This window comes from Roseicyclus sp., assembly GCF_052168335.1.
Lineage (GTDB): Bacteria > Pseudomonadota > Alphaproteobacteria > Rhodobacterales > Rhodobacteraceae > Roseibacterium.
The window spans coordinates 1-24,225 of record NZ_JBQLZP010000010.1; the positions used below are offsets into that span (position 1 = coordinate 1).

A 24,225-nucleotide genomic window follows, 5' to 3' on the forward strand; every position below is an offset into this window, starting at 1 on the left:
CGCCAGCCCCCGCCAGATCAGATCGCCCAGACCACCGGCCCCGAGGAAGGATCGAAAGAGGGTCATGGTGCGCCGCCTTATTGTTGAGTGATTCACTCGGGAATGAGCCGCCTCTGTGGTTGACCATTTCACTCGGGAATGTCAATCACGGGCGGCAACCGGCGGGCGACCCGTGATCAGGCTCCTATCCATCCTCACCCTTCTCCTGCTGCTTGCAGCCGTGGCGAGCCTTCATCTCGGCCTGCGCATCTATCGGCCGGAGGTGGTGCTCGACGCGCTGCGCGGGAGCGGCGGCACCGACGCGATGATCGTCGCGACGTTGCGCGTGCCGCGCACGCTGGTCGCCATCTGCGCGGGCGCGGCGCTGGGGCTGTCGGGCTTCCTGATGCAGGCCGCGACGCGGAACCCGCTGGCCGAGCCGGGGCTGCTCGGGATCAACGCGGGCGCGGCCTTCGCCGTGGTGCTGGGCATCACGCTTCCGGGCACGCCCGGCCTCGGCGGCATCGGTGCCCTCGCGCTCGTCGGAGGGCTCGCGGCCACGGCGCTGGTCTTCGGCATCGTCACGGCGGCGGGGCGTGCCGCAGGGCCCGCGACGACGCTGCTGGCGGGCGTGACGGTGGCGGCGATGCTGGCCTCGCTGACGCAGGTGCTTCTCCTCGTCGACGAGACGGCGCTCGAGACGATGCTGTTCTGGCTTTCGGGCGGCTTCGCGGACCGGGGGCTCGGGCTTCTGGCGCTCGGGCTGCCGGCGCTCCTCGTTGGCTGTCTCGGCGCGCTTCTTCTCGCGCCGTCTCTCGATGCGCTCAGGCTCGACGACGACAGCGCGGGCGCGCTCGGCGTGCGGGTCACGGACGTGCGGCTGGGCGCGCTGACGCTCGCCGCCATCCTCGCGTCGGGCGCCGTGGCGATGGCGGGGCCGGTCGTTTTCCTCGGCCTCGTCGCGCCGCATCTCGCGCGGCGGCTTGCGCCGGTCTCGGGCAGCGCCGCGCTGATCCTGACCACCGCGCTGACCGGCGCGATCGTCGCCGTGCTCGCCGACATCGCGGCGCGCCTCGTGGTGGCGCCGGGCGAGGCGCCGGTGGGCGCGGTCCTCGCGCTGGTGGGGGTGCCGGTGCTGATCGGCCTCCTGCGCCGCAGACGGGAGGCGGTCCTGTGACCGCGCTCGGCGCCACTCCGCGTCTCGGTCTCCTCGGCCTCGGCATCGCCGCGCTGGTGGTCGTGGCGACGGGCCTGGGGTCGAGCCACATGCCCCTCGACCGCGTGGCCGCCGCGCTCCTCGGGCAGGGCGCGCGCATGGACGAGGTCATCGTCTGGACCCTCCGCCTGCCGCGGGTGGCGCTCGCGGTGCTCGCGGGCATGGCGCTGGCACTGGCGGGCGCGCTCCTCCAGCGGGTGACGCGGAACCCGATCGCCGCGCCCTCGGTCCTGGGCATCACGGACGGAGCCGCCGTGGGCGTCGTGGCCTTCCTCTGGATCTTCTCCGACGCGGCGAACCTGCTGACCGTCTCGATCCACTGGCAGCCGCTGGCCGCCGCCATCGGCGCATCCGCCTTCGCCGCGCTGGTGGCCGCGCTGGCCGTGCTCGATCCGGCGGGACGCAGCCCGCTGCGGGTCATCCTCTACGGCATCGCGCTCGCGGCGCTGGCGAAGGCCGCGGTGACGCTGATGATGATCCTCGGCCCGGTCTACCGGGCGGGCCAGGCGCTGACCTGGCTGACGGGCTCGGTCGGCGCGGCGCACTGGAGCGACGTCTTGGTGGTGGCCGTGGGCCTCTGCGTCGCCGCCGTCCTGCTCACGGCGATGCGGGGCACGATCCGGCAACTGGTCCTCGACGCCGACAGTGCGGCGGCGACGGGCGTGCCGGTGGGCCGGGCGCAGGTGGCGCTCCTCGCGCTCGCGGTGGCGCTGACGGCGCTCGCGGTGAGCCAGGTGGGCGCCATCGGCTTCGTGGGCCTGGTCGCGCCGCACGTCGCGCGGCTCCTGCACGGCGAGTTCAGGGGCGGCTACCTCGTCGCGACGGCGCTGGTCGGCGGCCTCATCGTCCTCGGCGCGGACACCCTCGCCCGCCTGATCGCGGCCCCGCTGGAGCTGCCCGCCGGTGCTCTGACCGCGCTCATCGGCGCACCGCTCTTTCTCTGGCTTCTGCTGAAGGGACGCCGCACCCATGGCTGAACCGCTCGCCCGCCTCCGGTCCGTCACCGCGCGCTACGATCGCGTGACGGCGCTCGACCTCGTCGATCTCGACCTGCCCGAGGGGCGGATCACCGCACTCTGCGGCCCGAACGGCAGCGGCAAGTCGACCGCGCTCCGCGTGCTGCGGGGCCTTCATGGCGCGGAGGCCGGCGCGGTCGAGGTCGCGGGCCGCCCCCTGCGGGACTGGACGGCGAAGGACCTCGCCCGCGAGGTCGCCATGCTGAGCCAGTCGCCCGACGCGCCGCCCGAGCTGACCGTGCAGGACCTCGTCCGCCTCGGCCGCTTCGCCCATCGCAAGCGCTTCATGGGCCAGTCGGGCGAGGATCACGCCGCCTGTGCCCGTGCCCTTGCCGCGACGGAAATGGCCGATCTCGCCGGCCGGCCCATCGGCCAGCTCTCGGGCGGTCAACTCCAGCGCGCCTGGATCGCCATGACCATCGCGCAGGACGCGCCGCGCATCTTCCTCGACGAGCCGACGAACCATCTCGACGTTGCCCATGCCTTCGAGGTGCTCGAGCTTGTGCGCCGCCTGAACCGGGCGGAGGGCCGCAGCATCGTCCTCGTCCTGCACGACCTGAACATGGCGATGCGCTACGCCGATCACGTGGTCCTCTTCGACGCGGGCCGCGTGGTGGCCGCGGGGCCGACCCCCGAGGTGCTGACCGAGCCGCGGGTGGCAGAGGTCTTCGGCATCCGGTGCCGGATCCTGGAGCTCGGCAGCGGCGACGGACGGATCCTCGTCACGCTTCCCGGCTCGGTCCCGTGCTGCGGCAAGCCGTCCGCGCGGTGATCGGGGGATTTACCCGACTCATTTTGTCGACTACCCCTTAAGGTGAGCAAAAGACTCGGTCATAGGTTCAGGTCATGTCCGGAGGGCGCGCGATGGCGGGAACGGTGCGTGAGGCCGAGGGGCCGGACGACCTGCCGTGCTGCCGCCGCGAGTTCATCCACGGCGCGTTCGAGGCCGGATGCTGCGCGGACCTGCATGGCGAGGCCCTGCTCGATCGACTGACGCTCCCGTTCCGTGACGGGGCCGTCGGACCTCAACGATCCGGACACGAAGGGACAGTACGATGACGCGCATATTCCTCACCACATCGGCAATCGGCCTCAGCCTGACGGGCGCGGCCATGGCACAATCGCCGAGCGACGTGCTCGGCACCTACTCGGACATCGCGGCTGCGATCTACGAGGACAGCCTGATCTCCGCCCGCGCCCTGAACGACGCCGTCGCCGCGCTGATCGCGGAGCCGTCGGCCGAAACGCTCCAGGCCGCGCGCGAGGCGTGGCTCGAGGCGCGCGTGCCCTACCAGCAATCCGAGGTCTACCGCTTCGGCAATCCGATCGTGGACGACTGGGAGGGCCGCGTGAACGCCTGGCCGCTCGACGAGGGGCTGATCGACTACGTCGCCGGCACCTACGGCGGCCCGACCGACGCCAACCTTTTCGCCGCGCTGAACGTGGTCGCGAACCCGACCTTCACGCTCTCGGGGCAGGAGATCGACGCGACCGTGATCACGCCGGCGCTGCTTCGGGACACGCTTCACGAGGCGGACGGCGTCGAGGCGAACGTGGCCACGGGCTATCACGCCATCGAGTTCCTGCTCTGGGGCCAGGACCTGAACGGCCACGGCGACGGCGCGGGCGAGCGGCCGTGGACCGACTACGCGCAAGGCGAGGACTGCACGAACGGCAACTGCGACCGGCGGGCGGCGTATCTCGCGGCGGCGACCGAGCTTCTGGTCTCGGACCTCGAATGGATGGCGGCCCAGTGGGAGGACGGCGGCGCGGCCCGCGTGGCCCTTCTGGAGGACCCGCAGGCCGGTCTCGCCGCGATGCTGTCCGGCATGGGCTCGCTCTCCTACGGCGAGCAGGCGGGCGAGCGGATGCGCCTGGGCCTCATGCTGAACGACCCCGAGGAGGAGCACGACTGCTTCTCCGACAACACCCACAACAGCCACTACTACGACGGGCTCGGCATCCGGAACGTCTATCTCGGCGCGTATGTCCGGATCGACGGCAGCCTCGTCTCGGGGCCGTCGCTGAGCGATCTCGTGCAGGCGGCGGATGCCGATCTCGACACCGAGATGCGGACGCACCTGTCGGAGACCATGATGGCGCTCGGCCGGATCAAGACCGCCGCCGAGGCGGGCTTCGCCTATGACGAGATGCTTGCGCGCGGCAACGTGGCGGGCGAGGCGCTGATCATGGGCGGGGTCAATGCGCTCATCGAGCAGACGCGCTCGATCGAGCGGGTGGTGGCGGAACTCGGTCTCGACGGGATCGCGTTCGAGGGCTCGGACAGCCTCGACAACCCCTCCGCGGTCTTCCAGTAACCCGTGCGGGGGGGCGCCGTGCCCGCGCCTCCCCCCTTTCGAGAGACGGCCATGAAGCGCATTCTTCTCGCCCTGCTGCCCGTGGCGGCGGCCTTCGCCGTTCCGGTCCTCGTGATGGCAGATGCCGAGAGCGCCGAGGACTGGAGCCAGCTCGCCGACGTTCATCTCGACGTCATCCCCCGCACCGAGGAGGAGCGCGCGCGCATCGCCGCCGTGACGGCCTGGCCGACCGATTTCTCCGCCCCCTGGGCCTTCGAGGAGAACTCGGCTGGCGCGCAGACCGTCCGCGCCCGCGACACGGCGGACGCCTTCTCGCAACCGGCCGAGAACCTGACCTTCGAGCAGGAGCTCGCGTTCCGCGTCGGCAACGGCCTGTTCCGGCGCGTCTGGGTCTCGGCGCCGTCCTCGACGCTCGCCTCCGACGGGCTCGGGCCGCTCTACAACGCGCGCTCCTGCCAGCGCTGCCACCTGAAGGACGGGCGCGGCCATCCGCCGGAGGGGCCGGAGGACGGCGCGGTGTCGATGTTCCTGCGCGTCTCCATCCCGGCGCCGATGGCCGAGACCGAGCGCTACATCGCCGGCACGCACCCGACGGCGCCCGACCCCGTCTACGGCACGCAGCTTCAGGACTTCAGCCTACCGGGCCACGCGCCCGAATACCGGCTACAGATCGACTACGAGGAGATCGAGGTGCCGCTCTCGGGCGGCGAGACCGCGACGCTCCGCCGCCCGACCTACACCGCCGCCGATCCGGGCTACGGGCCGCTCCACCCCGACGCCATGCTCTCGCCCCGCGTCGCGCCGCAGATGATCGGCATGGGGCTGCTCGAGGCGATCCCGGTAGAGGACATCCTCGCCTGGGCTGACCCGGAGGATGCCGACGGCGACGGCATCTCGGGCCGGCCGCAGGTCGTGTGGTCGGACGTCCACGACCAGCCGATGCTGGGCCGCTTCGGGCACAAGGCGGGCAACCCCACCGTGCTGGAACAGACCGCGAGCGCCTTTGCGGGCGACATCGGCATCTCGAACCCGATCCATCCGGCGGGCTCGGGCGAATGCACCGACCTCCAGACCGACTGCACCGCCGCGCGCGATGGCGGCAATCCCGAGCAGGGCGGCTTCGAGATCGACCGGACGGGCCTCGACCTCGTGACCTTCTACAGCCAGACCCTCGCCGTTCCGGCCCGCCGCGACGTGAACGATCCGCAGGTGCTGCGCGGGCGCGAGATGTTCTTCGGCGCGGGCTGCGCGGCCTGCCACCGGCCGAACTACGTCACCCACCGGATCGCGGGCGACCATCCGGCCAGCTTCCAGCTCATCTGGCCCTGGACGGACCTGCTCCTGCACGACATGGGCGAGGGCCTCGCCGACAACCGCCCCGAGGGCCGCGCGGACGGGCGCGAATGGCGCACGGCGCCGCTCTGGGGGATCGGGATGACCGAGACGGTCTCGGGTCACACCTACTTCCTCCATGACGGCCGCGCGCGCTCGCTGCTCGAGGCGGTGCTCTGGCACGGCGGCGAGGCCGAGGCCGCCCGCGACGCCGTGGTCGAGATGCCGCCCGAGGACCGCGTGGCCCTGATCCGCTTCCTGGAGAGCCTCTGAATGCGACACCTCCTGTTCGCCGCCGCGCTGGCGCTGCCTTCGCCCGCCCTCGCCCAGCCCGTGCAGATGGACGCAGCCGGTATCGTCGCGGCGGCGCTCGACCGGCACATCCTGCCGGGCTATGCCCGTCTGACCGGGGCGACGGAGGACCTCGCCGAGGCCGCCGAGGCGGGATGCGCCGCGGACGACCCCGGCCTCCGCACGGCCTTCCACGACGCCTTCGACGCCTGGATGGGCGTGGCCCACCTGACCTTCGGCCCGGCGGAGGAAGAGAACCGCCTCTTCGCGCTCGCCTTCTGGCCGGATGCGCGGGGCATGACGCCGCGCGGGCTGATGGCCCTGATCGAGGCCGCGGACCCGGTCGTCGAAACCGTGGAGGATTATCCCACCGTCTCCGTCGCCGCGCGCGGCTTCTACGCGATGGAGTTCCTGCTCCATGACGAGACGGTGAGCGCGGCGGGAGAGCCCGCCTACCGCTGCGCCCTCGTGCAGGCCGTCGCCCGCGACATCCACGCCACCGCGACCGACCTGCGCGCCGACTGGGAGGAACGCTTCGCGGACCTCATGCGCGAGGCGGGGCGGAACGACCGCTTCCAGTCGCCCGACGAGGCGCTGAGGACGCTGTTCGGCGCGCTCGACCACGGGCTCGAGGTCACCGCCGACCTGCGCCTCGGCGGCCCGCTCGGCAGCTTCGACCGGCCCCGCCCCCAGATGGCCGAGGCCCGCCGCTCCGGCCGGTCGCTCGCCCATTTGGCGCTGTCGCTCGAGGCGCTGGAGGAGCTGGCGCTGATCCTCGCCCGCGACCTGCCCGAGACGCAGGGCGCCCTGACGGACGCCTTCGCCATCGCGCGGGAGCGCGCCGCGGCGCTCGACGATCCGGTGTTCGCGGGTGTCGCCGATCCGCAGTCCCGTCTTCGGGTGGAGGCGCTTCGGCAGCGCGTGCAGGAGGTCCGCGACGCGGTCCGAGGCGAGCTCGGGCCCGCGCTGGGCGTCGCGGCGGGCTTCAACGCGCTCGACGGGGACTGAGGCCATGCCCACGCGCCGCCTCTTCCTCGCGGGCCTCACCGCCTCCGCCGCGCTTCCGCGCGTCACCTGGGCCGATGCGGGCGCGCCGTCCTACCTCGCCGCGGCCCGGGTCGCCTCGGGCGCCTACCGGCTCTGCGGCCTCGACGAAGGCGGACGGATCCTCTTCGACCTGCCGCTCCCGGACCGGGGACATGCCGCCGCCGCGCATCCCCAGCGGCCCGAGGCCGTCGCCTTCGCCCGCCGGCCGGGCACCTTCGCCCTCGTCATCGAGTGCGTGCGGGGACGCGAGGCGGCGCGGCTGGAGGCGCCTGCGAACCGCCACTTCTACGGCCACGGCGCGTTCTCATCCGACGGCGCGATCCTCTACACGACCGAAAACGACCTCGAGACGCTCGAGGGGCGCATCGGCCTCTGGGACGCTGCGGACGGCTATGCGCGGATCGGCGACCTCCCATCCGGCGGCATCGGCCCGCACGACCTTCTGCGCCTGCCCGGAACCGAGCTCCTCGTCGTCGCGAACGGCGGCATGGCCACGCATCCGGACAGCGGGCGCGTGCCGCTGAACCTCGCCACGATGCGCGCGAACCTGGCCTATGTCGATCCGGCCGGCGGGATCGAGACCGTCGAACTCGCGCCGGAGATGCGACGGAACTCCATCCGGCACCTCGCCGTCGTGGAGGACGGCCTCGTCGCCGCCGCGATGCAGTGGCAGGGTCCGGAGACCGAGCATCCGCCGCTCCTCTTCACCCATCGCAGGGGTGCGCCGCCGCGCCTGATGGCCGCGCCGGAGCCCGAGCATCGCCCCCTCGCCAACTATGCCGGCAGCGTCGCCTTCTCGGGTGACGGGGCGGAGATCGCGATCACCTCGCCACGCGGCGGCCGGCTGCACCGTTTTTCGCGACGGGATGGAAGCTTTCTCGGCAGCGTCGCCATCGCCGACGTCTGCGGTGTGGCGCGCCATCCGCTCGGCGGTTTCCTGATCACCAGCGGCACCGGGGCGGTCGGACCACTCGGCCTCGAGACAGCCCGCACACTCAGCCAAACGGGCTGGCACTGGGACAACCACGTGGTCGATCTCGATAGGCGTCCGTAGCCTGCGGATCATCGACGAAGGCCGGCTCTCCGCCCGATCTCACCACCGACGGCATCGATGCGGACGGCCCGAAGCCGTCCTTCCGAAGCCTCGGACTGTCGGAAACGAAAGGGTCGTCCAGGCGTTGAACGACGGCTTCTCGGCAGATTGCCCTTGGACGACGACGATGCGATTGATGATCTACCACCACCGGGGCGCGGGCACGGGTGCGGTGTCCGGAGAGGACCTCATGGGGTCCTTCCGTGCCGAGGGTTTCCGGCCGAGCTCCCTGCAGAAGACGGCAGAACGCGACGCATCACGGGCAGAGGACACGATCCTGATCGCGGGTGGCGACGGAACCGTGGAGCGCGCTTTCGATCTCTTCGGTGGCGCCGGCCGCCGCTTCGCGATCCTGCCGATCGGAGGCGGGAACAACAGCGCCTGATCCGCGCGGCGGTGGGTGCGCGTTTCACCGGCCATGACATCCTCGGCGAGGTGCGCGGCGAAAGGCCCGGGCGTGGCCAGGAAATTCGTCCGGGCCATCGACCCGATCGACGGAACCGCGAATGTCTCGAACGGCTTTCGGCTCTTGGTCGCACAAGGTCGCCTCGCCCGCGACGGTCACGGCGCGCGTTCCGGCCGGCCGACGGCGGGCACGATCCAAGCACCTCTGCTACACTGTTCCGATGACCCAGCTCGTGCAGCCACGCCTCGTCAATCCGCCGGACGGCGATCCCGGCGTCTATCTCGATTTCCGCTTCGGCCGCCGCGCCATCCTCTTCGACTTGGGCGAGCTCTCGCCGTTGAGCCCGCGCGAGGTTCTGAGGGTCAGCCACGTCTTCGTTTCCCACGCCCACATGGATCACGTGGCAGGCTTCGACCACCTCCTGCGGCTGCGCCTGCACCGTCCGCGTCCGCTCTGCTTGATCGGGCCCGAGGGCTTCGTTGATCAGGTGGAGCATCGTCTTGGCGCCTTCACCTGGAATCTCCTGGATGAGACCTCGATCGATTTCCGCCTGTCAGTCGGCGAATTCGACGGCCGCCGCATTACACGATCCGCCGAGTTCCGCGCACGCGAGGCGTTCCGCCGTCGCGACCTGCCGTTGCCGGAGATCCCCGAGGGCATGGCGCTCGCCGAGGATGACTTCGCCGTGGAATGCGTGGCGCTCGACCATGGCATCCCTTCCCTGGCCTTCGCCCTTCAGGAGAGGCTGCGCGTCAATGTCTGGAAAGCCTCGCTCGAGGAAAACGGACTGCCGGTCGGGCCGTGGCTCGACGCGGCCAAGCGCGCGGTCCGCGCCGATGCGCCCGACGACCATCGGCTGGAGGTTCCTGGTCACGGCTTGGTGCTTCTGGGCGACCTCCGCGGGAAGGTCTTGAAGACCGAGCGCGGCCAGCGCGTGGTCTACGTCACCGATGCCGCCGATACGGATGCCAATCGTGACCGGATCGTGCGCCTGGCGTCCGGGGCCGACCATCTCTTCATCGAGACGCCGTTTCTCGATGCCGACCGACACCTCGCCGCCGGCACGGCACATCTCACGGCGCGCGCCGCGGGAGAGATCGCCCGAGCCGCGGGCGCCAGGCGCGTGACGGGATCTCACCACTCGGCCCGGTATGGCGACCGACCGGGCGCGCTCGAAGCGGAACTGGCGGAAGCGCTCGACCGAGAGGCGCCGCGTGCTCTTGCCGGATCGCGGACAAGCGCGGAGCCGGCCTGGGTCCGCCGTTGGCGCCGGAACGGCCTGTCCCGGGAGGCGACCCTCGCGCGGTTCGAGGCTCTTCCGCCTGTTTCACCCGACGAGATTCTCGGCGACTGGAACGGGGTCGGTCTACCGACCGGCCACCCGCTCGACGGACTGCTCGAGGGCCTCGGATGGCAGGGCAAGCGCTTCCGGAGCGCCGACGACGTCGATCCGCTGGTTTTCGCGCCCGGCGTCGCGCTCGACCCGCGCCTCATGCCCGTCGGCCTCGCGCTGCGCTGGCCCCAACTCGCCGGCAGCATCGGCGCTCGGGTGGCCTTCCGGCTGGTGCTGCCGGTTTTTCGCTCCCGCCGGCCGACGGCACGCCTCGCGACCGTCGGCTTCCGCGGCACGGCGAGCGCGGCCATGATCTATGATCGGCAACCCATCATCGACCATTTCCGCCGCATCGATGACAGGCGCATTCTCGGTCTGATGGAGATGCGCCGCGCGGATCCCTACTTCTTCCTCCTGGTAAGAGAGCCGCGCCGCCAATCGGGCTGAAGAGGCACGATCGTCGGCCCGGCGACGCAGGCAGGGCGGGACGGGGCTCGACCGTCAGGCCGGCTTCAGGGCTCTTTCCCTCGTGTTGCGACGGTCGACACCCGGCCGAACCTGACGCAGGGCCTCGCTTATCGCTTGTTCGGTGGACCCACATGGCACGCTGACCACCGCGGGCTGCGGTCTTCGCTTCCGCGCCAGCCGCAGCGCGCGCAGGGCGGCCTCGATGTCGGCCTGCACCTTGGCGGCCGGAACGTGCCCGTAGGCAGCGACCTCCTCGAGGCTCCGGGACTCGATCAGCACATGAGGCACGTCCGCCTGGGTCATGTGGAACCGCAGGGCGGCGGACTTCGCGACGGCGCGCGGCACGACGGCGGCGAATTCCCTCGGCGTCCAGGTGTAGAAGTGGCTGTCCGCCACCACGGCCTTGGCGTGCGGATCCGTGTCGAGAACCTCCTCCACGAAGGTCGCGGTCTCGCCGGCGATGCGGCTCAACTCCGGATCGGCGAGGAGCGCACCGGCGCGCGAAAGAAAGGCCGCCATGCGCGCGTTCTCGAGGAGCGTCTTCTCGAAATGCGGGACGGTCCAGGTCTCGTCCCGCGCGGCGCGGTGAAAGCCGCCGCCCACGTGGTCCCGCACGCCGCCCGAGAGGATCCGGCCGAGGTCTCTGCGCAGTCCCTCGCGCGCGGCGGTATCCGCTCCGGCCTCGGCGAGGCGCTGCCCGAGCCGCTCCGGATCGAGGAGGAGGTCGTCGGCGGGCCCGGGACCCGTGCCGGGAGCCATGTCCGGATCTCCGGCCTCCGGCAGGTCGCGCGCGCTGTCGATCAGGGCCGCGAGCGAAGGCACGGCGCCCTCGCGGCCCTCGTAGGCGAGGTCCGGGTAGGCGACGAGCGGAACGCCCGACGGCGACAGGAGCACCAGCGTCGGCGGCCCCCGGCGGCCGGACAGGCGCTGCGACCAGTCCATCACGCGCCCCGCGCGGTCGGGGTCGCGGAAGGGATCGACCCGCACCGCGACGCAGCCTCCGCAGAAGGCCCGCCCCAGCCGGTCGTCCCGCCCCGCCACGAGGTCGAGGCGCTGCCCCGCCGTCGTCCAGTCCGGATCGGCGCTGACAAGGACGGGAAGCCCGCGCGCGCGCGCTTCGGCCATCCCCTCCTCCCAGTCCCTCCACGCGATGAGCGCCTCGCCGATCACGTGTAGTCCTCCGCGTTCTCGAGGTTCACCTTTCCGTTCCGGATCGCGTCCGACATCCAGTAGCTGAGCATCCAGATCGTCTCGGTCGGGTTGTGCCCGGACATGGTGGGCGCGACCGCGCCCCCGCCCACGAAGAGGTTGGGCATGGTCCAGACCTGGCAGTAGCGGTTGGTCGCCGATTGCGACGGATCGGAACCCATGCGGGCACCGCCGAGGTCGTGGGTCATCGTCGGGCGCGGCGAGGCCTCGTTGTCGCCCCAGATGTTGGTGGCCCCCGCCGCCTCGAGGATCTCCACGCCCCGGTCGTGGATGAACCGGCCCATCCGCAGCTCGTTCCGGTGCACGTCGTTCGTCACCCGCGCCGCCGGAACGCCGAACCGGTCGGTGTAGTTCGGATCGAGATCGATCCGGTTGTCCGTGTAGGGCAGCGGCTCCATCAGGAGCTGAAGCGAGATGTAGCGGTTGAGGTTCTGCGTGTACCAGTCCTTGAACCCCGCGCCCCAGCCGGGCACCTCGTCGGGATGGTCGCCATAGGTGTCGAGCGGGAAGCGCTGCGAGGGCGAGCCGATGAAGGCGCCGCGGATGAAGAACTCCTCGGGGTCCATCCGAAGCTTCCGCTCCGAGATGTTCTCGCCGTTGAAGTCGTCCACGCCCTGCCGCTGCACCGCCGGCCCGTTCCAGCCGTTGAGGAAACGGTCGTCGAAGGTGGCGCTGACGCTGATGCCGGGCCGGTTGATGAAGTAGCGGCCGACCTGCCCGTCCGCATCGATGCCGGAATGCAGCATGAGGCGGACGTTCTGGTAGGTATAGGCCCCGAGGATGAAGATGTCGCCCGGCTGCTCGTGCACCTCGCCCGCCTCGTCCACGTAGGTCACGGACGTCACGCGCCCGTTCTCTTGGTTCAGGCGGATCACGTGGCTCTGCGGCCGGATCTCGAAGTTCTCGAGCCGCTCGGCCGCCGGCAGGAGCGAGACGAGGCTCGAGGACTTCGACCCGTTCCAGCAGCCGTAGCTCGTGCAGAAGGCGCAGTAGGTGCAGCCCGGCCGCGTGATGTCGTAGAGCGATGTCCAGGTCTCGGTGGTGATGCCGGTCGGGACATGGAAGGGTTGCAATCCCAGATCGAGCGCGCCCTGGCGGAAGGTCAGGTCGGTGGCGTTGTCGCGAAGGGGCCGGAACGGGTAGTCGCGCTGTCGCGGCGCCTCGTAGGGGTTGCCTTCGTCCGGGTTCACGGGCCGGATCTCGCCCTGGATGTTGCCGGGCCAGCCGCCGATGCCGATGCTCCATTCCGCCTTCTCGTAGAAGGGCTCCACCTCGTCGTAGGACATGGGCCAGTCGGCGATGGCCGCGCCGTCCTCCTCCAGGTAGTCGAGCATGCCCGTGTCGCCGTAGAGTTCCTCGATGGTGCTCGATACGCGGAAATCCTCCTCGTAGTAGCGCCACGACTGGCCCGACCAGTGCACGGAGGCGCCGCCGACCGTGGAGGCCATGATGTAGTTCGCGGGCTTCGCCTGCTCGTCCTCCGTCCTGCGATAGGTGATCGGCGCGCGCCCGAACTCGGGCAGCATCTCGCCGCGGGTGTCCCAGCGGAGCGTGTCGAACGATCCGCGCTGGAAGTTGTCCTCCGTCGTCCGGTACTGCCCGCTCTCGAGCACGACGACGCTGCGGCCATCCTGCGCCAGTTCCAGCGAGACGGGTCCCGCCGCCGCGCCATAGCCGATGACGACGACGTCCTTCCTCGGTTGGGTTGCCATGGCTTCCTCCCTTGGTGTCGGTTGCTCAGAGGTCGACGATGCTCTGGACGGGCATGTCCAGCGGCTCGAAGCTCTGCTGCTGTTCCTCGGTGATGATGTAGAAGGGGCCGGGATAGCCCACCTGGCGCCATGCCTCGAAGTCGCGGTTGCCGCCATAGATCGGGTCCGAGAAGAGCCCCTGCATCGTGTGCGCGTGGATCGTGTCGAAGAAGCTCGCGCCGTCGCCCTCGGCAAAGCCGGGCACGTCGTCGTCCTGCAGCCGCGTCAGGATCTCGTCCTGCTGTTCGGGCTCGAGCCCGTCGAAGCCGCCGCCGTAGTCGGATCGGGCCAGCGCGTCGATGCGGCCGAGGCCCTCGTGGTACTGCGTCTGCGCGTGCTGATAGGCCGAGATCATGGCCTGGTCGATATAGCGCGGGACCCCGATCGCGACGGCGCCGGGCGTGTCGGTGGGCGGCCAGAGCCGGTCGACCACGGCTTCGAGAATCCGCGCGTCGTTCGCGTTGAAGAAGGCGTAACCGTCTTCCTGCTGTCCCTGCGCCAGGGCGTCGAGCGCGAAGGCGTTCGAGACGATGGCACCGGCGATGCCGCCCGCACCCGCGCGCAGTATTCCCCTGCGCGAGATACGCGCCCAGGGGGCGATCTTCCTGTCCGTCATGAGATCCTCCTCTGTCGTGCCGGGGCCGGGGCCCCGTCGCCCGCCGGTTCGCGGCGGAAAAAGAAAAAGGGCCCGACCATCCGGTCCGGGCCCCTGTCGTCAGGCGTCCTCCTCCTCGTCCGGCGTCTCGGCCTCGCCGTCGTGTGCCCCGGCGCGGTCCACGCCCGAGATGCGACGCCACGGGAAGGCGCGTTCCCCGCGCCATCGGCGTCTGCATGGCCTACGGACGGGATCATCCGGGCGTCCTTTGCTGCCGAGTCTGCGACCTCAACGCACCGGGCCAACGCACCGGGGACGTGCGGGTTCCGGCGCGAAGGCCCCGGTCGATGGAACGCTCTCCCCCCTCGGAGATTCTCGCATCAGACGCGCAAGAACACCGAGCAAGGAGGGAGCAAGCATGAAAGCGAGCAAGACAGGACCGGCAATCGCCGTCGCGGCGGGCCTCGTCGCCAGCGTCGCCTTCGGCCAGAACTTCGGCGGGGACGAGGACCAGAGCTACGCCGCCGAGCTCTGGCAGACGATGACGGAGCGCGACCTCGCGGGCGAGAACGCAGTGCAGGCGTTTCCCTATCCGGGCACCGACCCGCACGGAATGATGCGCGAGACCTTCTACACCGAGGCCACGATCGACGGGCATTCGGGCGATCTCGTGATCAAGCGCCACGCCCAAGCATCGGAGTGGCGGAGGAACCGTCTGGCGGGGTCGTGCGTTCACGAGGCACTTGAAGAAGCATTGTTCGTGTCTTCACTTCGGTTGCCGAGCTTGTAGCGCACCGAAGCCGCGAAGACGGGCGGCGACCGAAAGCTCTCGATCTTCAGGTTTTTCGCAGGTGTCGTCGTGCGAAGGGTCAAGGCCGTTGGATAAGGACGAGGACCCGAGCACGGCGGCACTCCGGGTGTAGGCGCTGAGGGTACGGCTGCCATGACCTGGGCCGCCCTCGAGGATGGTTGCGCCCGCGGCAAGCCGTGGACGCTGGCGGCGGAACGCAATGTTTCGCCGGAACTCGCGCAACGCCGTGCCGTTGACCAATGGCAAACGCAGCACGGAGACCGACCATGCGCACCCTCCTCCACGCGACCTGACTCTCCGCCGTCGCCGCGGCTGCCGCGGCCCAGGACGAGGCCACATCCGTCGAAGGCACCTTTCAGCCCCTGAACCCGGCGGGTGAAGGGATCTCGGGCGCCGTTTCGATCATGCCCGACTGCGACATGCTCCAAATCACGCTCGAGGCGGAGTTCGGCACGCCGCTCGCCCTGCCCCGCCGCGTGGTCTTCATCCACGGTGCGCCCGAAGGAACCGGACTGCCCGACAGCGTCCAGTCGCTGGAAGGCGTGCCCGCGTCGGTCACCGTGCCCATCGCCTGCGCCGAACTCGACGCGTCCGAGGGCTGAACCGGGAGACGGCCGCGCCGGTCTCGTGCCGCCGCGGTTCCAAAGGGAGGAAAGAAATGACGAGAAACCGTTTCACGTCCGCGCGCTACGGCGAGGTCGAACGGAGGATGGCGGAGGCGCTCGTGGATATCGAAGCGCGCTCGCTCGATCCAGCGCCGGTGGAGGACTGCGACTGCAAGCAGGGCATGTTCCCCGGTGTGAGCCGGCGAAGCCTGCTGGCCGGTGGCGCCTCGCTGGGCGGCGCCATGCTCGCCTCCGGCGCCCGCGCGCAGGAGGCCCCGCCCGGCGCAAACCTGAACCCCGTGCCCGAGGACCCCACGCGGGTCCAGGGCCGGCCCGTCCTGTCGGAGAACGGCTACGGCGCGCGCTCGCAGTTCGAGAGCGAGGTGCGCTGGCGCTATCCCACCGCCACCGCGCAGTCGAGCTGGTCGATGACCCCGCTCGCCTCGGGCCACGGCATCGTCACGCCCTCGGGCCTCCATTTCGAGCGCCACCACGCGGGCATTCCCACGATCGACCCGCGCGAGCACACGCTGATCCTGCACGGCATGGTCGATGAGCCCATGCGCTTCACCATGGACGACCTGATGCGCCTTCCCTCGGTCAGCCGCATTCACTTCATCGAGTGCTCCGGCAACACGCTGACCGAATGGGAGGAGCCGACGCTCAGGACCGTGCAGGGAACGCATGGCCTGACATCGACCTCGGAATGGACGGGCGTGAAGCTCTCGACGGTGCTGGAGATGGCGGGGCTTCAGGACAGCGGGACGTGGATACTCGCCGAAGGCGCCGACGCGGCGGTGATGACGCGCTCCATCCCTGTCGAGAAGGCGATGGACGACGCGATCCTCGCCTATGCCCAGAACGGCGAGGCGCTGCGCCCCGAGCAGGGCTATCCGCTGCGCCTTCTGCTGCCGGGCTTCGAGGGCAACATGCAGATCAAGTGGCTGCGCCGTCTCGAGGTCAGCGACATGCCCTTCATGACGCGGGAGGAGACGTCGAAATACACCGACCTCATGCCCGACGGCGAGGCGCGTCAATTCACCTTCGAGATGGACGCGAAGTCCGTCATCACCTTCCCCTCAGGCGCCATGCGCCTGCCCCGCCCCGGCTACTACGAGATCACCGGCCTCGCCTGGTCGGGCCGCGGCAGGGTCACGAAAGTCGAGGTCTCCACCGACGGCGGCGAGACCTGGGAGGAGGCCGCGCTCCAGGAGCCGGTGCTCGACAAGTGCCACACCCGCTTCCGGCTGCCCTGGGTCTGGGACGGCGAGCCCGCCGTGCTCCAGAGCCGCGGGACGGACGAGACGGGCTACATCCAGCCCACGCTCGAGGAACTCGTTGAGGTGCGCGGGACCGACAGCGTCTACCACCTGAACGCGATCCAGAGCTGGGGCATCGACAGCGACGGGGAGGTGACCAATGTCCATGCGTAACCTGACGATCCTGACGGCCGCCGGCATGGCCTTCGCCGCCGCCGGCGTCGCCCAGCAGGAGGGCGAGGACCTCGTGCCGCGGCAGGCGGCCGACCTGCCCGCGCTCATCGGCGACTTCGACGAACGCGCGCCCGAGACGGTGCCCGACTCCAGCGCGGCGCAGGTCGCGGAGATCGATCCGTCGGCCTTCCGCTTCGGCATCGGCCAGCCCGCCACCGGGGAGGAGATCGCCGCCATCGACATCGACGTGATGCCCGACGGTCGCGGCGCGCCGGAAGGGAGCGGCTCCTTCGCCGAGGGCGAGGAACTCTACGCCACCCATTGCGTCGCGTGCCACGGCGAGGATCTGGGCGGTGTCGAGGGCACCGGCGGTCCCGCGCTCGTCGGCGGGCGCGGGACGCTCGACACCGATGCGCCGGTAAGGACGGTGGAGAGCTACTGGCCGCATGCCTCGACGCTCTTCGACTACACGCACCGCGCGATGCCCTTCAACGACCCGGGCTCGCTGACCCCCGACGAGGTCTACGCGATCAGCGCCTACATCCTCGGGCGCGCGGGCATCCTCGACGAGGGCGCCGAGATGAACGCGCAAAGCTTCGGCGAGATCGAGATGCCCAACGTCGATAGGTTCTATCCCGATCCGCGCCCCGGAACCGGTGTCGGCGATGCGCAGGAGGTCGAGTGACCCCGCCGGCCCCCTCCCGCGCCGACGCGAGGGAACGGAATGGCGTCCGGCGCTGACGAGAAGGATCTCGCGCGGCGGCTGGCCGAGGTTGCGGAACCGGCGCCTGATCGAGCGGCACGGCTTCACCATCGTCGCGGTCGAGGCCGACTGGCCCGACGCGGCCGCGATCAACCGCTTCGTCGCGCACGAGGCCACGCGCGAGGTCGCGGAACCGGCGTTCACCCGGTTCCCGACCTGGATGTGGCGCAACACGGTCATCGACGGGCTCGTCCATCGGCTCGGACGCCACAACGCGCGAATAGCCGATCCCGCGCACCGGGCCGGCTTCTACGGTCTCGACATCTCCAACCTGCGGGCCTCGATCGCCGCCGTGCTCGGCTACCTCGACGAGGTGGACCCCGAGGCCGCCCGCGTCGCGCGCGAGCGCTACGGCTGCCTCACGCCCTGGCAGAGCGATCCGGCCACCTACGGCCGCGCCGTCCTGACCGAAGGCTACCGCCGCTGCGAGGAAAAGGTCGTGGCCCAGCTCCGCGCACTCCTGGAGAAGCGGCTCGACTACGAGGCCCGGGACGGCGCGAGCTTCCTCGACGCCGCGCAGAACGCGCGCCTCGTGGCTTCGGCGGAACGTTACTATCGCGTCATGTACTACGGCGGCGCCGAGAGCTGGAACCTGCGGGAAACGCACATGTTCGAGACGCTGGAGCATCTGATGCAGGCGCGCGGGCCCGAGGCGAAGGCGGTGGTCTGGGCCCACAACAGCCACATCGGCGATGCCCGCGCGACCGAAATGGGGGCGGTGCGGGGCGAGCTGAACCTCGGCCAGCTCTGCCGCGAGCGCTGGGGCGACGAGGCCGCGCTCATCGGCTTCGGCACCCATGCGGGGACGGTCGCAGCGGCAAGCGGCTGGGGCTGCGCGATGGAGGTGAAGACCGTGCGCCCGTCCCGCGAGGGTAGCTACGAGCGGATCTGCCACGACAGCGGCGTCCGGCGCTTCCTGCTCGACCTGTCTCGCGACCGATCCCTGCGCGACGCCCTCGCCCCGGTCCGGCTGGAGCGCTTCATCGGCGTGATCTACTGGCCCGAGACCGAGTTGATGAGCCACTACGCAGACGCCTCCCTGCCCCGCCAGTTCGACGCCTGGATGTGGTTCGACGAGACGGAAGCGCTGACACCTCTGGGACCGGAGCACGCTCACGCGGGGGCGCCGGACACCTGTCCGTTCGGCCTCTGAGAGAGGCGCGTCCCGCGATCCGGGAGGGCGCCGCCGTCGAAGCCGGCAGGCTGCGGGCATGGAACCCGAGGGGAAGTTCCCACGCGGTTGCGACCACGTGTTGCGCGGCAGGAACCAATCCGCGATCCGGCGGTTCGGCCTGACAATGTTGTCCAAGGTGCTCTTTTCCATCGGCGGGCTCGCGCTTGTGGCCGCCGGCATCGCGGCCGCCGTCGTCGCGGGGCGCTTCGGCGAAGCCGAGACGGCCCCGCCGGTCGCGCCTCCTCTCGTCGAGATCGTCCGCCCCGAGCCCGTCGCCGAGCCGCCGTCCATCGTCGAGACGGGCTTCGTCCGGGCCGCGGAACGTGTCGAGGTGGCGCCCGAGATCGCCGGCAGGATCGTCGAGATCGGCGAGGGCTTCGCGCTCGGCGCGCGAATGGCCGAGGGCGATCTTCTCCTGCGGCTTTCGTCCACGGCCGTGGAGACGGACGTGACCCGGGCCGAGGCGCGGCTCGCGCGGGCGGAGGCGGCCGAGGAGCAGGCCTCGGCCGCCCTCGCGCGGCAGGAGGAACTCGCCGAGAGCGACTTCACCCCGGAGGCCGAACTCGAACGCGTGGCGGCCGATGCCGCCGCCGCCCGCGCCGAGGTGGCGCAGGCCGAGGCCGCACTCGAGGCGGCGCGCGCCCGGCTCGACGATACGCGCCTGACGGCGCCGTTCGACGCGCTCGTGATCGCCGAGAGCGCCTCGCCCGGGCAGCTCCTCCAGGTGGGCCAGACCGTCGGCACGCTCGTCTCCGCCGATGTGGCCGAGGTCCGCACCGGCCTCGCCGAGCGCGACTTTCGCCGCCTGCGCGAGACCGGCCCGCTCGGGGGACGCGAGGTGGCGGTGATGGTCGAGGGCGAGACGATCCCCGCAGGGATCGCCGCCTTCGCACCCGCGCTCGAGGGCCAGGCAAGGACGGTCGACGTGGTGGTGGAGGTCCGCGACCCCTTCTCGGAGGCGCGCGGCCTGATCCTGAACGGCGTCGTCACCGTCTCGATCCCGCTTCCCGATGCCGAGGGGCGGCTGTTCCGCCTGCCCGCCGGTGCCCTCCACGCCGGCGAGCGCCTGTGGCGGGTCACCGAGCAGGACCGGCTCGAGGTCGTCCGGGCCACCGTCGCGCGGCGCGGCGAGGGCAGCGTCTTCGTCACCTCCGACACGCTCTCGCCCGACGACCGCATCCTGATGACGCAAGTGCCCAACCCGCTGCCGGGGCTGGAGGTCCGCCTGCGCGGCGACAGCGACACGGCACAGGCGGAGGACGGCCCGTGAAAGGCCTCATCGACGCCGTTCTGCGCAACCTGGTCCTGCCCAACCTGATCCTCGCGGGCCTCGTGCTCTCGGGGCTCTTCGCCATGACGAACCTCACGGTGAAGAACTTCCCCGACATCTCCACGGGGGCGGTGAGCATCACGATCGCCTATCCCGGCGCGACACCGCAGGAGGTCTCGGACGGCGTGGTGCAACCCGTCGAGAACGCCATCCGCGCCATCGAGGGCATCCGCCGGATCGAGGCCCGCGCGACGCAGGGCCTGGCCAGCATCACGGTCAGCACGCTCCGCTCCGCCGACGCGGGGGCGGTGCAGGAGGACATGGAGACCGCCGTGGACGGCATCGCGATCCTGCCCGACGCCGCCGAGACGCCGACGATCACCGAGGTCACGCCGCAGGAACTGGCGATCCAGTACGTGCTGACGGGCGACATCGACCGCGCGCTCCTGAAGGACGTGGCCCAGGCGGCCCGCCAGGACCTGCTGGCGCTGGAGGGGGTTTCCACCGTCGAGGTCGCGGGCGTGCCGGAGGACCAGATCGGCATCGAGATCCGGCAGGAGACACTGCGCGCCTACGGCCTCGGGCTCGACACGGTGGCCGAACGCATCCGGGCCGAGAACCTCGACCGGTCGGGCGGCGTGCTCCAGTCGGGGAACGCGCGCATCCAGGTGCGCACGCTCGGCGAGGAGACGACCGGAACCGCGCTCGCCGACCTGCCCGTGATCCGCGGCGAGAACGGCGCGTCGGTCAGGCTCGGACGGATCGCCACGATCGAGGACGGGCTGGCGGAGGAGCCGGTGATCGCGCTTCTCGACGGGCGGCCGGCGGTATTCCTGTCCGTCTTCCGGGCGGGCGAGGAGCAGCTCCTCGACCTCGTCGAGACCGCGCAGCGCTACGTGGAGGACAGGCTGCGCCCCCGGCTTCCACCCGCCATCGAGGTCGTGCAGTGGACCAACGAGGCGGAGAACCTCGAGGGACGCATCCGGCTGCTGGCGAAGAACGCCGCCATCGGGGCGGGGCTGATCCTGCTCCTCCTGACGCTGTCGCTGGACCTGCGCATCGCGGCCTGGGTCTCGGCGGGGATCGTGGTGGCCTTCGTCGGGTCCTTCGGCCCGATGCTCGCCTTCGGGATCACCGTCAACCAGCTCTCGCTGTTCGGGTTCATACTGGCGCTCGGGATCGTCGTGGACGACGCCATCGTGGTCGGCGAACGCGTCTACACCGAGCGCGAGAGGCGCGGCGACCCGCGCGAGGCCGCCCGTGCGGGGGCGACGGCCATGGCGCGGCCCGTGTTCTTCGCGGTCGCCACGACGGTCGCGGCCTTCGTGCCGCTCCTGTTCCTGCCCGGCGTCTCGGGGTCGTTCATCACGCCGGTGGCCGCCGTGGTCATCATCGTCCTGACCATGTCGCTGATCGAGAGCTTCTTCGTCCTGCCACAGCACCTGGCGCATCTGAGGATGGGCCCTCCGCGGCGCTTCTCGCCGCGCCGCGCGACCGAGAGGCTGCGCGGCTATACCGGCCGGGCGATCGACCGTTTCGCCGACGGGCCCATGCGGCGGATCGCCGGCTTCTCGGCCCGCCGGCCCGTCTTCACCATCTGCCTGTGCCTGGGCATCCTCGCCGCGAGCTTTTCGGCCATGACCTCGGGGCTGGTGCGCTTCGTGTTCTTCCCCGACATCGAGGGCAACACCGCCGAGGCCCGCCTCGTCCTGCCCGCGGGAACCGCCCTGCCCCGCACCCGCGCCGAGGCCGAGCGCATCGCCGAAGCCGCCGGGCGCGCGGCCGCCCGCGTGGCGGAGCGGACCGAGGGTGTCGAGGCGGGCGACGTCCTTCGCAACACCGCCATCTCCATCGGCTTCACCGCCGCGTCGGGCGGCCCGGCGGGCGGGGGCGGCGGGGCCGCGAACGAGGCCGTCGTCGAGGTGCGCATCGCCGACGCCGAGACGCGCGCCTTCTCCGCGGAGCGCTTCGCCGAGGACTGGCGGCGCGAGACGGGCGAGATCCCCGGCGCGCGGGAACTCGTGTTCTCCTCCTCCATCGTGGGCCCCGGCGCGCCCATCTCGCTCCAGATCTCGGCCGCCGACCCGCAGGCGCGGATGGCCGCGGTCGCGCGCATCCGCGAGGCGCTCGCAGGCCGGAGCGGCGTCTACGGCATCCGGGACAGCGACGCGACCGCGGCGGAGGAGATCGTGGTGAGGTTGCGCGACGACGGGGCGGCGCTCGGCGTGTCGCTCGCCGAGGTGGCCGGCGCCGTCCGCGCCGCCACCTTCGGCGAGGTCGCGGGCGAGATCCTGCGCGGAGACGAGGAGGTCGAGCTGCGCGTCCGCCTGCCGGAGGACCAGCGCGAGAGCCTCGCCGACCTCCAGCAGTACCGCATCCCGGCGGGCGACGCCTTCGTGCCCATCGGCGCGGTCGCGGACCTGACGCGCCAGCCCGCGCCCACGACGATCACCCGCCTCGACGCCCGCCGCGTGACCTCGGTGGAGGCCGATGTCGACGCGGCCGTGACCTCCGGCGGGGCGGAGACGGCGTGGCTGCGGGAGAACGTGCTTCCCGGCATCCGCGAGGAGCATCCTTCGGTCGAGGTGCGCTACGGCGGCGAGCAGGACGAGCGCGCGCGTTTCGGCCCCGCACTGGCGCAGAACTTCGCGCTGGCGCTCTTCGGCATCTACGCCCTGCTCGCGCTGGCATTCGGCTCCTGGACGCGGCCGGTCCTGATCCTGCTCACCGTGCCCTTCGCGCTGGTGGGCGCGCTGGCCGGCCACGCGCTTCTGGGCCTGAACCTCACGCTCCTGTCGATGTTCGGGATCATCGGGCTGACGGGCATCCTGATCAACGCCTCGCTCCTCCTGCTGAACGAGTACGGCGCGCTCCGCGCGGAGGGACGCGACTGGCGCGAGGCGATCCCGGAGGCGGCCGCGCGACGCTTCCGGCCGATCTTCCTGACGACGCTGACGACGTTTCTCGGCGTCTCGCCGCTCCTCCTCGAGACCTCGCTGCAGGCCCAGTTCCTGATCCCCACGGCGGTATCGCTGGGGTTCGGCATCCTCGTCGGATCGATCCTCGTCCTCCTCGTGGTTCCAGCCTACGCCGCGCTCGCGGCGCGTGCGGGTGACTGGGCTGCGAGGCGCTCCGCAGAAGATGCCGGCGCGCGGGCACAGGGCGCTTGAATGTCCTGTCCAGCCCCGCGTGTCCGGATCTCGGCAAAGCTCGGCTTCCCACCCCTCGCAGGCAGCATGACGACGAACAGGCGCGAGCCTACGCGGAATCCCTCGAGACACGCGGGGATGCGGGCGGCGTCTTGGGTTGCGGCGCCAGCGGCGTGACATTCGTTGGCACGGACGACCCGCGATAGGTGGCCCGGACAAGCGCGCGAAACACGAGGATCGTGGCCGCAACCGCTGCGGCACTTACCGGCAGCACGATCGCCGCCACCACGATCGAGGTCTCGCCCGATCCCGCGACCACCTGCCACGCCACGACGCCCGTTGCCGCGAGCGCGATGGGAAAAACGCTGACAAGCAGGGAGAGCAGTATCATGGCGAGCATTTCGCCGCGCAGCCGGCTGCGCGGCGCGGACAGGATGTTGCAGGAGTAGATCGCCGCGACCAGCGCGAGGCACGCGAGGCTGGAGACGAGGGCGACTTCGAGTTGCATGATGGATCTCGGTTTCAAGGCCGCGTGGGTTCAGCCGGCGGGTTTGGAAGCTGGAAGAGCCGTCTTTCGCTGGATCGTCCTGCCGGCCTCTCGGTCGGCAGGACCTCTCGAAACGGATCGCTCAGCGGCCGGGATCAGCCGCGAGCGTCACCGCCGGTTCGCCGCCCGCGAGACCGAAGGTCTCGACCAGCGCGGCGCTGAAGACCACGAGGAAGAGAGCCCCGAGGCCCCAGGGCCACCAGACCGTGTGTCTTTCCGGGTGTTGCAAGGGACCGGTTCCGGTCACCGGTCGTAAAAATTCTTTTTTGGCCAAAGTCTGCGACAGCGGCCGACGATGTGTCGGCGATTTGCCGGAACATTCGTGGGGGGCGGACGACTTTCAATATCTGCGCCGGGTCCGTCGATGCGGTCGAGACGGCTCAGATCTCGTCGTCGACCTGGGTGACGTGCCGGAAGTA

General features: G+C 71.0%; 21 protein-coding genes. 16 read left to right on the plus strand and 5 right to left on the minus strand.

All coding sequences use genetic code 11. The features are described from left to right. The first annotated feature begins 172 nt into the window (after nucleotides 1–172). The 9 genes from ACTS11_RS00315 (at nucleotide 173) to ACTS11_RS00355 (ending at nucleotide 10,478) form a co-directional block, all read left to right on the plus strand. Nucleotides 173–1,156 (plus strand): FecCD family ABC transporter permease, encoded by a 984-nt coding sequence (locus ACTS11_RS00315; protein ID WP_442638360.1) that lies wholly within the window; start codon nucleotides 173–175, stop codon nucleotides 1,154–1,156. Further along, entirely contained in the window at nucleotides 1,153–2,172 is a 1,020-nt protein-coding gene (locus tag ACTS11_RS00320; protein ID WP_442638361.1) for a FecCD family ABC transporter permease, read from the plus strand. Before ACTS11_RS00315 ends, ACTS11_RS00320 begins: the two co-directional genes overlap by 4 nt. Then, nucleotides 2,165–2,983, plus strand: coding sequence for an ABC transporter ATP-binding protein (locus ACTS11_RS00325; protein ID WP_442638362.1), 819 nt, complete (start codon nucleotides 2,165–2,167; stop codon nucleotides 2,981–2,983). The genes ACTS11_RS00320 and ACTS11_RS00325 overlap by 8 nt, the downstream gene beginning before the upstream one ends. A 283-nt stretch (nucleotides 2,984–3,266) precedes the next feature. Further along, nucleotides 3,267–4,529: an imelysin family protein gene (locus ACTS11_RS00330; protein ID WP_442638363.1), complete on the plus strand. Its 1,263-nt coding sequence runs from the start codon at nucleotides 3,267–3,269 to the stop codon at nucleotides 4,527–4,529. Between the two features lie 114 nt (nucleotides 4,530–4,643). Continuing rightward, complete coding sequence (locus ACTS11_RS00335; RefSeq protein ID WP_442638380.1) at nucleotides 4,644–6,134, plus strand: di-heme oxidoreductase family protein; 1,491 nt, start codon at nucleotides 4,644–4,646, stop codon at nucleotides 6,132–6,134. Further along, nucleotides 6,135–7,160 (plus strand): imelysin family protein, encoded by a 1,026-nt coding sequence (locus ACTS11_RS00340; protein ID WP_442638364.1) that lies wholly within the window; start codon nucleotides 6,135–6,137, stop codon nucleotides 7,158–7,160. Nucleotides 7,161–7,164: 4 nt separating this feature from the next. Continuing rightward, complete coding sequence (locus ACTS11_RS00345; protein WP_442638365.1) at nucleotides 7,165–8,253, plus strand: DUF1513 domain-containing protein; 1,089 nt, start codon at nucleotides 7,165–7,167, stop codon at nucleotides 8,251–8,253. A gap of 124 nt (nucleotides 8,254–8,377) precedes the next feature. Next, nucleotides 8,378–8,677, plus strand: coding sequence for a diacylglycerol kinase family protein (locus ACTS11_RS00350; RefSeq protein WP_442638366.1), 300 nt, complete (start codon nucleotides 8,378–8,380; stop codon nucleotides 8,675–8,677). A gap of 241 nt (nucleotides 8,678–8,918) precedes the next feature. Further along, nucleotides 8,919–10,478, plus strand: a complete 1,560-nt coding sequence (locus ACTS11_RS00355) for a GXWXG domain-containing protein (RefSeq protein ID WP_442638367.1) — start codon at nucleotides 8,919–8,921, stop codon at nucleotides 10,476–10,478. A gap of 54 nt (nucleotides 10,479–10,532) precedes the next feature. Here ACTS11_RS00355 and ACTS11_RS00360 read toward each other — a convergent pair whose 3' ends face one another. Genes ACTS11_RS00360 through ACTS11_RS00370 form a run of 3 tightly spaced genes read right to left on the minus strand, consistent with a single transcriptional unit; the run spans nucleotide 10,533 to nucleotide 14,075 of the window. Beyond that, the gene (locus ACTS11_RS00360; RefSeq protein ID WP_442638368.1) at nucleotides 10,533–11,669 is read right to left on the minus strand and encodes a hypothetical protein; all 1,137 of its coding nucleotides are present in this window, start codon (nucleotides 11,667–11,669) and stop codon (nucleotides 10,533–10,535) included. Further along, complete coding sequence (locus ACTS11_RS00365) at nucleotides 11,666–13,420, minus strand: GMC family oxidoreductase (protein ID WP_442638369.1); 1,755 nt, start codon at nucleotides 13,418–13,420, stop codon at nucleotides 11,666–11,668. Before ACTS11_RS00365 ends, ACTS11_RS00360 begins: the two co-directional genes overlap by 4 nt. Nucleotides 13,421–13,445: 25 nt before the next feature. Continuing rightward, nucleotides 13,446–14,075 carry a gluconate 2-dehydrogenase subunit 3 family protein gene (locus tag ACTS11_RS00370; RefSeq protein WP_442638370.1) on the minus strand — a complete coding sequence of 210 codons (630 nt, stop codon included), beginning with the start codon at nucleotides 14,073–14,075 and terminating at the stop codon, nucleotides 13,446–13,448. Between the two features lie 397 nt (nucleotides 14,076–14,472). Here ACTS11_RS00370 and ACTS11_RS00375 point away from each other — a divergent pair, with 397 nt between their 5' ends. The 7 genes from ACTS11_RS00375 (at nucleotide 14,473) to ACTS11_RS00405 (ending at nucleotide 23,280) form a co-directional block, all read left to right on the plus strand. Beyond that, nucleotides 14,473–14,844 carry a hypothetical protein gene (locus ACTS11_RS00375; RefSeq protein WP_442638371.1) on the plus strand — a complete coding sequence of 124 codons (372 nt, stop codon included), beginning with the start codon at nucleotides 14,473–14,475 and terminating at the stop codon, nucleotides 14,842–14,844. A gap of 440 nt (nucleotides 14,845–15,284) precedes the next feature. Beyond that, nucleotides 15,285–15,467, plus strand: a complete 183-nt coding sequence (locus ACTS11_RS00380) for a hypothetical protein (RefSeq protein WP_442638372.1) — start codon at nucleotides 15,285–15,287, stop codon at nucleotides 15,465–15,467. 56 nt (nucleotides 15,468–15,523) lie between these two features. After that, on the plus strand, nucleotides 15,524–16,903 hold the full coding sequence (soxC, locus tag ACTS11_RS00385; RefSeq protein WP_442638373.1) for a sulfite dehydrogenase: 1,380 nt from the start codon (nucleotides 15,524–15,526) through the stop codon (nucleotides 16,901–16,903). After that, nucleotides 16,890–17,588, plus strand: a complete 699-nt coding sequence (locus ACTS11_RS00390) for a c-type cytochrome (protein WP_442638374.1) — start codon at nucleotides 16,890–16,892, stop codon at nucleotides 17,586–17,588. Before soxC ends, ACTS11_RS00390 begins: the two co-directional genes overlap by 14 nt. 88 nt (nucleotides 17,589–17,676) lie before the next feature. After that, nucleotides 17,677–18,819 carry an erythromycin esterase family protein gene (locus ACTS11_RS00395; RefSeq protein WP_442638375.1) on the plus strand — a complete coding sequence of 381 codons (1,143 nt, stop codon included), beginning with the start codon at nucleotides 17,677–17,679 and terminating at the stop codon, nucleotides 18,817–18,819. 157 nt (nucleotides 18,820–18,976) lie between these two features. Continuing rightward, the gene (locus ACTS11_RS00400) at nucleotides 18,977–20,110 is read left to right on the plus strand and encodes an efflux RND transporter periplasmic adaptor subunit (RefSeq protein ID WP_442638376.1); all 1,134 of its coding nucleotides are present in this window, start codon (nucleotides 18,977–18,979) and stop codon (nucleotides 20,108–20,110) included. Beyond that, nucleotides 20,107–23,280 carry an efflux RND transporter permease subunit gene (locus tag ACTS11_RS00405; protein ID WP_442638377.1) on the plus strand — a complete coding sequence of 1,058 codons (3,174 nt, stop codon included), beginning with the start codon at nucleotides 20,107–20,109 and terminating at the stop codon, nucleotides 23,278–23,280. The genes ACTS11_RS00400 and ACTS11_RS00405 overlap by 4 nt, the downstream gene beginning before the upstream one ends. Before the next feature lie 88 nt (nucleotides 23,281–23,368). Here ACTS11_RS00405 and ACTS11_RS00410 read toward each other — a convergent pair whose 3' ends face one another. Together ACTS11_RS00410 and ACTS11_RS00415 are read right to left on the minus strand one after the other, a co-directional pair. Further along, nucleotides 23,369–23,767, minus strand: coding sequence for a hypothetical protein (locus tag ACTS11_RS00410; protein ID WP_442638378.1), 399 nt, complete (start codon nucleotides 23,765–23,767; stop codon nucleotides 23,369–23,371). Between the two features lie 121 nt (nucleotides 23,768–23,888). Beyond that, a complete protein-coding gene (locus ACTS11_RS00415; protein ID WP_442638379.1) occupies nucleotides 23,889–24,053 on the minus strand; it encodes a hypothetical protein in 165 nt (54 codons plus the stop codon). Nucleotides 24,054–24,225 lie beyond the last annotated feature (172 nt).

What these genes read in the sequence shown, in the direction of transcription:
- ACTS11_RS00390 (WP_442638374.1), top strand. Translation starts at nt 16,890, where the DNA reads ATGTCCATGCGTAACCTGACGATCCTGACGGCCGCCGGCATGGCCTTC.
- ACTS11_RS00375 (WP_442638371.1), top strand. Translation starts at nt 14,473, where the DNA reads ATGAAAGCGAGCAAGACAGGACCGGCAATCGCCGTCGCGGCGGGCCTC.
- ACTS11_RS00345 (WP_442638365.1), top strand. Translation starts at nt 7,165, where the DNA reads ATGCCCACGCGCCGCCTCTTCCTCGCGGGCCTCACCGCCTCCGCCGCG.
- ACTS11_RS00380 (WP_442638372.1), top strand. Translation starts at nt 15,285, where the DNA reads ATGCTCCAAATCACGCTCGAGGCGGAGTTCGGCACGCCGCTCGCCCTG.
- ACTS11_RS00340 (WP_442638364.1), top strand. Translation starts at nt 6,135, where the DNA reads ATGCGACACCTCCTGTTCGCCGCCGCGCTGGCGCTGCCTTCGCCCGCC.
- ACTS11_RS00355 (WP_442638367.1), top strand. Translation starts at nt 8,919, where the DNA reads ATGACCCAGCTCGTGCAGCCACGCCTCGTCAATCCGCCGGACGGCGAT.
- ACTS11_RS00325 (WP_442638362.1), top strand. Translation starts at nt 2,165, where the DNA reads ATGGCTGAACCGCTCGCCCGCCTCCGGTCCGTCACCGCGCGCTACGAT.
- ACTS11_RS00330 (WP_442638363.1), top strand. Translation starts at nt 3,267, where the DNA reads ATGACGCGCATATTCCTCACCACATCGGCAATCGGCCTCAGCCTGACG.
- soxC (WP_442638373.1), top strand. Translation starts at nt 15,524, where the DNA reads ATGACGAGAAACCGTTTCACGTCCGCGCGCTACGGCGAGGTCGAACGG.
- ACTS11_RS00365 (WP_442638369.1), bottom strand. Translation starts at nt 13,420, where the DNA reads ATGGCAACCCAACCGAGGAAGGACGTCGTCGTCATCGGCTATGGCGCG.
- ACTS11_RS00335 (WP_442638380.1), top strand. Translation starts at nt 4,644, where the DNA reads ATGGCAGATGCCGAGAGCGCCGAGGACTGGAGCCAGCTCGCCGACGTT.
- ACTS11_RS00370 (WP_442638370.1), bottom strand. Translation starts at nt 14,075, where the DNA reads ATGACGGACAGGAAGATCGCCCCCTGGGCGCGTATCTCGCGCAGGGGA.
- ACTS11_RS00410 (WP_442638378.1), bottom strand. Translation starts at nt 23,767, where the DNA reads ATGCAACTCGAAGTCGCCCTCGTCTCCAGCCTCGCGTGCCTCGCGCTG.